The following is a 9,251-nucleotide window of genomic DNA, read 5'->3' as shown; positions in this document are numbered from 1 at the left end:
AGTAATGTCCATATAATGGTGTAAATTTATAAATTAATATTAAAAGAGCCAAAGGCTCACCTTTAGGTATAATTAAATCACCACAATCAAATTAACCGGAGGTATAGCTCAATGGCTCAACTAAATATTACTTTAAACCAAGAAGAAATACTACAGTTACTTTCATCAAATCGTGATGATGCATTTAAAAAGCTTCTACAGGACAGCTTGAACAGCATCCTTCAAGCTGAATCTACAGAACAACTCAAAGCAGAAAAATACGAGCGTTCTGAAGACCGAACTGACAGCCGTAATGGCACCAGAGAGCGCCAGTTGATTACTCGTCTTGGTAAGATTGAGTTAGTAGTTCCCAGGCATAGAGATGTTCCATTCAAGTCACTTATATTTGATAATTACCAGAGAAGTGAGGCTGCTCTTGTAGCAAGTATGGCCGAAATGGTGGTTGCCGGTGTATCTACCAGAAAAGTAGCAAAGGTTGTCGAAACATTATGTGGCACTTCCTACTCAAAGTCTATGGTGTCGGAGGTATGCAAGGATCTGGACGTCATTGTTAATGAATTTCGTAACAGACCGCTGACCAATGCATATCCATTTGTCCTTATAGATGCTACTTATTTCAAGGTACGTAATGACCACAGAATCGTATCAAAGGCCTTCATGGTAGCTTATGCCACAAATACTGAAGGCAAGCGTGAAGTCATTGGATTTGACCTGTTTGATAACGAAACAAACAATACATGGTTCATGTTCATCGAGTCACTTAGAAAACGTGGCCTGCACGGAGTGAGAGTCATTACTTCCGATGCTCATCCTGGTATCCTTTATGCAATAAAGAAGGTCTTCCCTGAAGTTCCATGGCAAAGATGTCAAACTCATTTCTCAAGAAATATACTTGATAAAACGCCCAATAAGTATCAAAAAGGGCTCCATTCCGAGTTGCTTGAAATGTATCACGCTTCAACTATCTCAGAGGCAAGAAAGATCCGAGACCGCATAATAGGTGATTACAGTGATGTTGCGCCAGCAGCTATGGAATGTCTAGACGCGGGATTCGAAAGTGCAATGACAGTAATGGTATTGCCAGAACGCCTTAGGATCTATCATCGAACATCAAATCACATAGAGCGTCTTAACAGAGAACTAAAGCGCCGCTCAACAGTGATTGGAGTATTCCCTAATGATGCTTCTGTAATAAGAATCATGGGGAGCGTGCTTATGGATGTTCACGAAGCATTTGCTTCAGCAACTACATCTGGTTACCCCAAGAAGCAGCTACAAACAGTAGATGACTACATTCCTCAGCTTAAAGAAATAGCCGTGGAACAGCTGAAACTATTGGCGGCATAGCGCCGATTAGCACCTAAAGGTAATTTACACACAAAAAAGGACTTGACCTTGTTTACGTCTATTTTGTAAGAAGCCCCGATATTACGTAGCTATAAACAATAGCTTCATCTATTAAAAGGTCAAACTACGTCTCACAATAAAAAAACAGTATCGAGACGTAACCGATAACTCTGAATATCTGTAACCACTACGTCTAATATGCAGAATCAGTATTATAGACGTAAAGCAAAAATAGGACTACGTCTTTCCATTTAGAAAGCGCAATTCAGACGTAATGTACAGTCGTTTTACCACAAATATATGAATGTTTACATGAATTTTTACACAAGTCAGTACCTGATCTGATATAAAGGCAACTAAATGGCAGAGCCGTCACCCAAGATTATCACCCGGAGCCGTCCACTTATCTATACTGCAATTCTGTGAGCTCTGCCTTCGACACATTAATGAGTTCCGGAGCGGTGTCTACGCTGCCAACGATAGTCATGTTGTTGACTACGAGGTTATCAACGTTCTTGGCGTAGATGCTGCGGCCGCTCATCTCATCGAAGTTGTCCATCATGACGGGTCTTACGGGGGTGCGCTCCGCCTCGGGAAGGAACTCGACTTCAACGTTCTCGAAGGTGAGCTTGCCGATAGGTCTCTCGGGGAGTCCTACTGCGCAGAGAACGCAGGCACTGACGCCCTTGCACTTCATGTTTCTGCCGGTGATGGAACCAATAATGGGAGTCATCTCATCAACCGGTGCGGGAGCCTGGTTCTGAACATAGTCGCTGTGACCGTCGGGGTCGCAGAAGTAGAACATGTTCACAGTAAAAGGCATGAACACTCCCGTCATGTCAATATTCTCAAAGAGGATGTCGTCAAGGATTGATCTCTCTCCTCTTCCGCGTCTTGTCTTGATTCTAAGACCTCTGTCCGTGCCGTCAAAAATGCACTGCGAAACCCTGACATTTCTAACACCGCCTGCTGCCTCGGAGCCAACAGTCACACTGCCGTGGCCTCTTTCGAACTTGCAGTTTCTGATAAGAATGTTGTCTGTCTCCTTGTGGTGCTCAAGAGCCATGTAGTATTTGCCGCTCTTAATTGCCATGCAGTCATCGCCAACGGAAATAACGGTTCCGAGAACCAGGACATTGCTGCAGCTCTCGGGATCAAGGCCGTCGGTGTTAGGTGAATCCGAAGGATTGTGAATATACAGATTAAGGAAGGACAGATCGTCGCTGTAATAAGGATGAACCGTCCAGCAGGGTGAATTCTGAATTCTTACGTTCTGAACATTAACATTTTTGCATCTGCAAAGATAGAGATCATTGGGTCTCCAGGCACCTCTTTTAACCTTGGCGTTAACCCACCAGTCGCTGTTACCCGCATTGCCGTCAATGGTTCCGGGACCGATGATGTCCAGGTTCTCAGCATCAATTGCAGTCACAAGGGACGCATAGCTGGTAAGAGGGTTACCCTCCCAGCTGGAGAGGTTATACTCGCTCTTTTCATCTGTGGAAAGAGTCATGCCGGGAAGCATGGGATAATGATTTCTGTCGGTATCGCCAAGAAGCACTGCGCCTTCATCCAGCCAGAAAGTCATATCACTCTTAAGAAAAACAGGTGTTGAGTAATATACTCCCTTGGGCAGATATACTGTGCCGTCCTTGGGGCAGGAGCAGATGGCCGCCTGAATAGCTGCGGTGTCGCAGGTAACTCCGTCGCCTTTTGCGCCAAATGCAGTAACATCAAGAAGCACTGACTCATATTTGGTAGTGAAGGTATGAACCGTCTCTTCACCGTTCATAACTACCTTGATCTCATACTCCGTATCAGGTAAAAGACCTGCTACAGTTACCACATTTCTATCTGATTCCAGCTTCTTATCATTATTTATGTAAACTTCAAAGTTCTGATCCTGGCAAAAAATCTTGTCGGAATCAAGTTCAATAGTTACACTCCTGTTAAATACTTTTACTACTTTAAAATCCATAAAAACCTCCAAAAACTACGATAACAAAAAAGCTATCATGTAAACGAAATAATCACTTACATGATAGCATATTTTCACATCCAAACCTTTGAAAATACTGAATAAAAGTCTGCATTTTCAGCTTCAGCCAATCCAATGGGAAATGACGTCTGCGGTCTCTGTGATCTGCTGCTCATTGGTAATGCCGGGCTCTCCGTCTCCATCCTGAATGCCGTAGCTTCCAAAGTAGGAATGGATACCACCCTCGATAACATACTCCTCTGAGTCCTCGGGCCAGAACGTCTTGCTCTCCTCGTAGTTCTCACGACTGATCACTCCGTCCTTTTCTCCGAAGATTGACAAAAGACGAATATCTGACTCCGAGAAGTCAGTGGCTGTATAGGAGCCACACAGAATGAGTCCTCTGTAAGAGTCATCCTCCCCAAGGTAAACTGATGCCGCAACACCGCCAAGGGAATGTCCTGCCAGGTACCAGTCAAGGTGCTCTACAGTTGCTGCCTCTTCATCCCAGCCTGCTGTCAGCTTGTCCACAGCGTCAATTCTAAGAAACGCCAGATTCTCAGGCATTCTGGGCAAAAGGCACAGATACCCACGGTCCGCCAGCTCGTACATCAAAGGGCTGTAGGCCGTGTACTCAACCTTTCCTCCGGGGTAAAAAACAATAACTGCCTTGATCTCATCCTCTGTTGGGATAAAAACAGTTCCGTTGTCATCGGAATAGGAATGAACAGTACTGTAGCTTCCTGCGAAATCCTCGATTGTCTCCTCGTTGGCCCTGTAATAATTACCCGTATAAATTTTAAAACAAACGGCGGCTACTGCAAGGATAATGAACAGCCCAAGCAGCACCCACCGCAAAACCTTCCATATCTTACTAAGAATCTTCAAAACTAAAAACTCCAATATCTATAAAAATAACGAAGGCAATTTTACATCATAATGTCCCAAAATGGAATACCCTATTTTAACAAAGCTGCGTCAATGATCCTGACAAGCTCCAGAGCACTGATAAAATCACTCTTTTCATTGGTCTCGGTATTGATCACATGGCCCTGCCAGGTAGCATGCTGCCTGTAGGCCACCTGTATTATGAAGGTTCCGAGTTTCCCTCTTTTGCCCTGAATGTTTCTGGTTCCGCTCTGTTTCTGGATTTTGTCGATGACAAGCTCATCAGAAGAGTTGTAATTAGCAAAAGGGAAACCCTTGTCCCTATGATCCTCAGTCATATCGTGGCCAAACCCGCGCCTCTCCAGGCTCCTCTGGGGAAAATCCCAGGTGTCAAAAAGATCGTCGGCCGCCACAAGAAACTCATATATCCCCGAAAAGGGCACCGGATCGTCCGAATACTGGTGCCACATCTGCCCCTGATAGTCAGCGTTCTCATTGTCGTCGATACATACGCAGATAAGGTTCCTGGCAAAAAGCATCTGTTTAGCTTCGCTCATGGTAAATCCCCCGGCAATTAGTTGTCTTTTCAAAAACTCTTCAAAATCATATATCATATTATACCCCGTGCTCCCCTACTATTGCATTAAAAAAGAATTTTTTCTGGACATATGGAGAGCGACCGCCTGAAAGCAGCCGCCGCAGGGAATTTCATTCACCTATGGTGATTTTCATTGATTTTAAATGTACATATTTTCTGCGAGTTCCTCTCGGGGAAGGAATGGCGCAAGGTCCTCAAGGGGTGGGCTGGTGAGGGTTCCGTCGGGTTCCCGGCGGGCGCTGCTCTTGGGTGCCCAGACCTGGGTGGTATCGGTGAAGACTTCTACGAACAGCGGAGTGGTGGTCCTAAGGGCCTCGTCCAGCTTGCCGTCAAGGTCGTCACCGGTATGGATCGCAATGTAGGGATAGCCGAAGGCATCGGCTATCTTGCGGAAGGTCGGAAATGCCAGGTCCTCACTCTCGGGGCCGATTCCCACCTTGGAATACTCGCTGAACAGATTGTTCTGTGTGAGCCTGATGGAATGATATCCATCATTATTTATAAGGAAGATCTTAACCGGGAGCTTGTTGGTGATAATGGTCTGAAGCTCCTGAAGATTCATCATTATGCTGCCATCCCCTTCAAGGCAGATGGTCTCTTTAAGGCCTGAAGCTATGCACAGTCCAATGGCTGCCGGCAGACCGTATCCCATGCTGGCAACTGCGTTGTTGATGATAAAACGGCTCCCTTCCTTGACTTTCCAGCTCTGATGCCCCGCCACGCAGCAGGCTCCGTTACTTACCGCACAGAGTTCTCCGGCGGGAAGTCTCTCGGACAATTCTCTGATAAAGCCGTAAACGTTAACGGGTTCCTTGCCGGTATGGCGCTGGGAATCCGAGACAACAGGATATTTTTCTTTCCACTTAACGCACTGTGCTCTCCAGTCATCGCCCTTGAAGATGTAGGAAGCACAATTTTCTGTGCCACCTTCTGACAGCTCATCACTGCAGAGAATTTCCAGCTTCTCCAGGAAATCTTTGGCATCGGCACAGATTTTTTTATCCACATGAAGAGTATGTTTATCCATCTCAGCGGGGTCTATGTCCACCATTATGACCTTGGCGGCTCTTGCCCAGCTGCTCCAGTTGTAGCCCACCTGTCTGATGGAAAGGCGGCTTCCGATAACGAGCAATAAGTCTGAATTCTGAATCGCAAAATTCCCGGCGCGGTCACCCATATTGCCGCCGCGGCCGCAGTAGAGCGGATGCTCATCCTCTATTAGGTCGATGGAATTCCAATAGGTGCAGACGGGAACTCCAAGCATATCGACAACTTTCCTGAATACGTCAAAGGCATCTGAGATGCGGACTCCGCCGCCTGCATATATCACAGGGCGTTTGGCCTTCTTGATCTCTTCAAAGACCTCCAGGGCTGCAGTGCCCAAATTCTGTGACACTTCATTGTCCTTAACTATACCATTACCGGCACTACAAGATACGCATCCGTCCGTCCCTTCAGCTTCGAAGCCCCTAAGGCTCTCCGGATCGATTTCCGCAGCCTGAAAGTTAACGGGAACATCAATCCAGACAGGGCCGGGTCTTCCTGTATTCATCAGGTGCCAGGCCTTCTCCAGGTGATATCTGATATCAGAAGGATCCTCCAACATAACGGCATACTTACAGATGTTGCCGGTCATTTTGGTGATATCATATTCCTGATCTCCAAGGGATCTGAGAGTATGCATGGGGTGACCTACACAGCTATCTCCATAACCTGCAGTCGCTCCCGGTTCAATCCCCTGCAATTTCTCCCAGTATCTCACCGTAGTGTCATACCTGACCTGACCACTTACCACAAACATAGGCAGCGAATCCAGCCATCCACCAAGCACTCCTGTTATGGCGTTGGTGCCTCCCGGGCCTGAAGTCACGTTAAGAACAGCCACTTTTCCCTCATATCTTGAGTAGCTCTCTGCAGCAATGGCAGCTCCCTGCTCATGATGGAAGTGGGTGCACTTAAGCCCTTCCTTGTGTCCAAAGGAATTATTCAGATACATAGCGCCACCGCCTACTACCATAAAGCAGTCGGTGACGCCCTTTTTTACCAGAAAATCCGCAATATAATCAGAAACTCTCATACTCTTACCATTTAATCCAAGGGGGCTTCCCCCGTTATACTCTACTAATGCTTACCACTTGATCCAGGGTGCTCTGCCGGTGCCAATAAGCTCTGACAGCTCGTCCCTCTCACGTGCCGTATCCATGCACTTCCAGAAGCCGTCGTATTTGTAGGCTGCCATCTGGCCATCTCTTACCAGATTGTGCATAGGCTCTTTTTCAAAAAAGGTCCCATCGCCCTCGATGTAATCAAAGACTCCCGGCTCCAGCACCATGTAGCCGCCGTTGATCCTGGCGCCGTCAATGCTGGCCTTCTCCCTGAAGTCCCTGACAACGGAATTGTCTTCTTTATCAATGTCAAAAACGCCGAAGCGCTGGCCCGCAAGGATCGCAGTAACCGTGGCAATCTTGCCGTGGGACTTGTGGAACTTAAGAAGCTCGTTCATGTCAAGGTCGCAGACTCCGTCGCCGTAGGTCATAAAGAAGGGCTCGCCTCCCACGTGCTCTTTAATCCTCTTGATACGTCCACCGGTCATGGTGCTGTAGCCGGTGTCAACAACGGTAACCTTCCAGGGCTCAGCCTTCTGAGAATGGTAAGTTACCCTGCCGCTGTCAGTGAAATCAAAGGTCACGTCGCAGTTATGCAGATAATAATTGGCAAAATACTCCTTGATCACCTCCTGCTTGTAACCCGCGCAGATAATGAACTCGTTAAAGCCGCAGTAGGAGTACTCCTTCATGATATGCCACAGTATGGGTTTGCCGCCGATCTCGATCATGGGCTTGGGGCGAAGATGGCTCTCCTCGCTGATTCTGGTGCCGAAGCCGCCGGCTAAGATTACAACTTTCATCTATAAATATTTCCTTCCATAAATCATATGATGACCTTTGAGGCCTACCAAACATAAGTAAGTAGCATTTCTATGTCATCAGTCAGTACCTAAATTAATACCGTACACAGTGTAGCACATTTTTCCCGTTACAACATACTTTTAAATGCATTACATCCTCACCATGATCTTCACATAGTCCTCGGACTTTCTCTTCATAATATCCAGTCCCGCAGGGATCTCCGCCAGCGTTATTCTGTGAGTAATTAGCTCCGCCGGGGCAAAAGAGTGTGCATCCTCCCCGCGCTCACTGTCCTTCCAGGCCACCAGCCTGTCCATCACATACTTCCAGTCATCGTTGCAGACTGTGCCTTCGCTTCCAAGGTATGAGGAATTCCAGGTGCCGGCAAGTTCCAGCTGGTTCCTTAAGATCTTCCAGTAGGTGTCCTTGGTAAGAGCCATGTCGGAAGCGGGATTTCCCACCAGCACTACCTTGCCCACAGGCGCGGTGCACTTCACCGCCTGCTCGTAGTTCTCTTGCCTGCCCACTGCCTCGAAGTAGGCATCAGCGCCTCTGCCACCTGTTTTGTCCATAATAAATGCAGTGGGATCACCGTATCTCACATCGCAGATCTGATCCTCGTCGAAGCCCATACCGATGAGCTTACTCTTCTGAACATCCTTGTTGACCACAAACAAGAGCTTCCGGTAGCCCGCATCATATATGAACATTGACAGCAACAGCCCTATGGTGCCAAGGCCGCAGATCACGATCGTATCTCTTTTGTCCAAAAAAATCCGTCTCATGGCATGAACCGCAACAGACATAGGCTCTAACATCGCCGCCTCTTCGTCTGTTATCTCATCCGGAAGCTCCACAAGATTCCATATCGGAACACTGACATACTCAGCAAACCCGCCGTCTCTGCGGGATCCAAGATAATTATAATTCTTGCACATCTCGAAGCGTCTGCTCTCGCACTCAGGACACCTTCCGCAGGGAATCAGCGGAAAAACGCCAACTCTCCTGCCCTCAAGATCAGGCCTGTCCCGGCAGCTCACCACCATGCCAGCAAACTCATGTCCCGGAATCAGAGGCATGTTATGTGCTCCGGTCTTATAAATCCTTGGAACGTCTGAGCCGCAGATACCGGAGGCCGTAACCTTAACAAGCGCCTCGCCGGGTCTTGCCGGGGGCGCTTCCATTTCGACGTATTTGAGGTTGTCGATTCCGTAAAGGATCTGGGCTCTCATGTGCATGTGGCTGCTCCAAACGGATATTATAATGATTATGGTGTTTTTATAATCAAATATTTCTTGTTGTATTTAAGTATATTTTACCATTAACCAATCTAAATTATTTATGAATTTTTGTACATATCATCCACTGTTATCAACACAAGATTTGTTTTCCCCATGATGTTATTTACAAGTGTCACATCAGTAAATTCCTGAATAAGAAGATTTTTCGTCTCATCAAACAGATATCCGTCCGTATTAAAAAATAATCGTTTGATATTATCATCAAGACTCTTTTTCGGATCAAACAAAGA

Annotated in this window: 7 protein-coding genes; 1 reads left to right on the top strand and 6 read right to left on the bottom strand. The window is 46.8% G+C overall.

Annotation, left to right across the window (positions count from 1 at the left end):
• Positions 1–111: 111 nt before the first annotated feature.
• Positions 112–1,347 (top strand): IS256 family transposase, encoded by a 1,236-nt coding sequence (locus G588_RS0104690; RefSeq protein WP_022777606.1) that lies wholly within the window; start codon positions 112–114, stop codon positions 1,345–1,347.
• 403 nt (positions 1,348–1,750) lie between these two features.
• Here the strand turns inward: G588_RS0104690 and G588_RS0104685 are convergent, their stop codons facing one another.
• From G588_RS0104685 to G588_RS0104660, 6 genes are all read right to left on the bottom strand, one after another.
• The gene (locus G588_RS0104685; protein ID WP_022777605.1) at positions 1,751–3,325 is read right to left on the bottom strand and encodes a glycoside hydrolase family 28 protein; all 1,575 of its coding nucleotides are present in this window, start codon (positions 3,323–3,325) and stop codon (positions 1,751–1,753) included.
• A gap of 123 nt (positions 3,326–3,448) precedes the next feature.
• Positions 3,449–4,213: a lysophospholipase gene (locus tag G588_RS0104680; protein WP_022777604.1), complete on the bottom strand. Its 765-nt coding sequence runs from the start codon at positions 4,211–4,213 to the stop codon at positions 3,449–3,451.
• A 71-nt stretch (positions 4,214–4,284) separates the two neighbouring features.
• On the bottom strand, positions 4,285–4,770 hold the full coding sequence (locus G588_RS0104675) for a hypothetical protein (RefSeq protein WP_022777603.1): 486 nt from the start codon (positions 4,768–4,770) through the stop codon (positions 4,285–4,287).
• Between the two features lie 180 nt (positions 4,771–4,950).
• Positions 4,951–6,888, bottom strand: coding sequence for a thiamine pyrophosphate-binding protein (locus tag G588_RS0104670; protein ID WP_022777602.1), 1,938 nt, complete (start codon positions 6,886–6,888; stop codon positions 4,951–4,953).
• A 51-nt stretch (positions 6,889–6,939) separates the two neighbouring features.
• Entirely contained in the window at positions 6,940–7,719 is a 780-nt protein-coding gene (rfbF, locus tag G588_RS0104665) for a glucose-1-phosphate cytidylyltransferase (protein WP_022777601.1), read from the bottom strand.
• Between the two features lie 150 nt (positions 7,720–7,869).
• The gene (locus tag G588_RS0104660; protein WP_026668581.1) at positions 7,870–8,952 is read right to left on the bottom strand and encodes a galactitol-1-phosphate 5-dehydrogenase; all 1,083 of its coding nucleotides are present in this window, start codon (positions 8,950–8,952) and stop codon (positions 7,870–7,872) included.
• Positions 8,953–9,251: the final 299 nt, after the last annotated feature.

Source organism: Butyrivibrio sp. AE3009, assembly GCF_000420845.1.
Classification (GTDB): domain Bacteria; phylum Bacillota; class Clostridia; order Lachnospirales; family Lachnospiraceae; genus Butyrivibrio.
Note: the sequence above shows the minus strand (reverse complement) of the source record. Positions and strands in the feature narration are given on the sequence as shown.

Coding starts and splice junctions, on each gene's coding strand:
- G588_RS0104690 (WP_022777606.1), top strand. CDS start 112: ATGGCTCAACTAAATATTACTTTAAACCAAGAAGAAATACTACAGTTA.
- G588_RS0104675 (WP_022777603.1), bottom strand. CDS start 4,770: ATGAGCGAAGCTAAACAGATGCTTTTTGCCAGGAACCTTATCTGCGTA.
- G588_RS0104685 (WP_022777605.1), bottom strand. CDS start 3,325: ATGGATTTTAAAGTAGTAAAAGTATTTAACAGGAGTGTAACTATTGAA.
- rfbF (WP_022777601.1), bottom strand. CDS start 7,719: ATGAAAGTTGTAATCTTAGCCGGCGGCTTCGGCACCAGAATCAGCGAG.
- G588_RS0104660 (WP_026668581.1), bottom strand. CDS start 8,952: ATGAGAGCCCAGATCCTTTACGGAATCGACAACCTCAAATACGTCGAA.
- G588_RS0104670 (WP_022777602.1), bottom strand. CDS start 6,888: ATGAGAGTTTCTGATTATATTGCGGATTTTCTGGTAAAAAAGGGCGTC.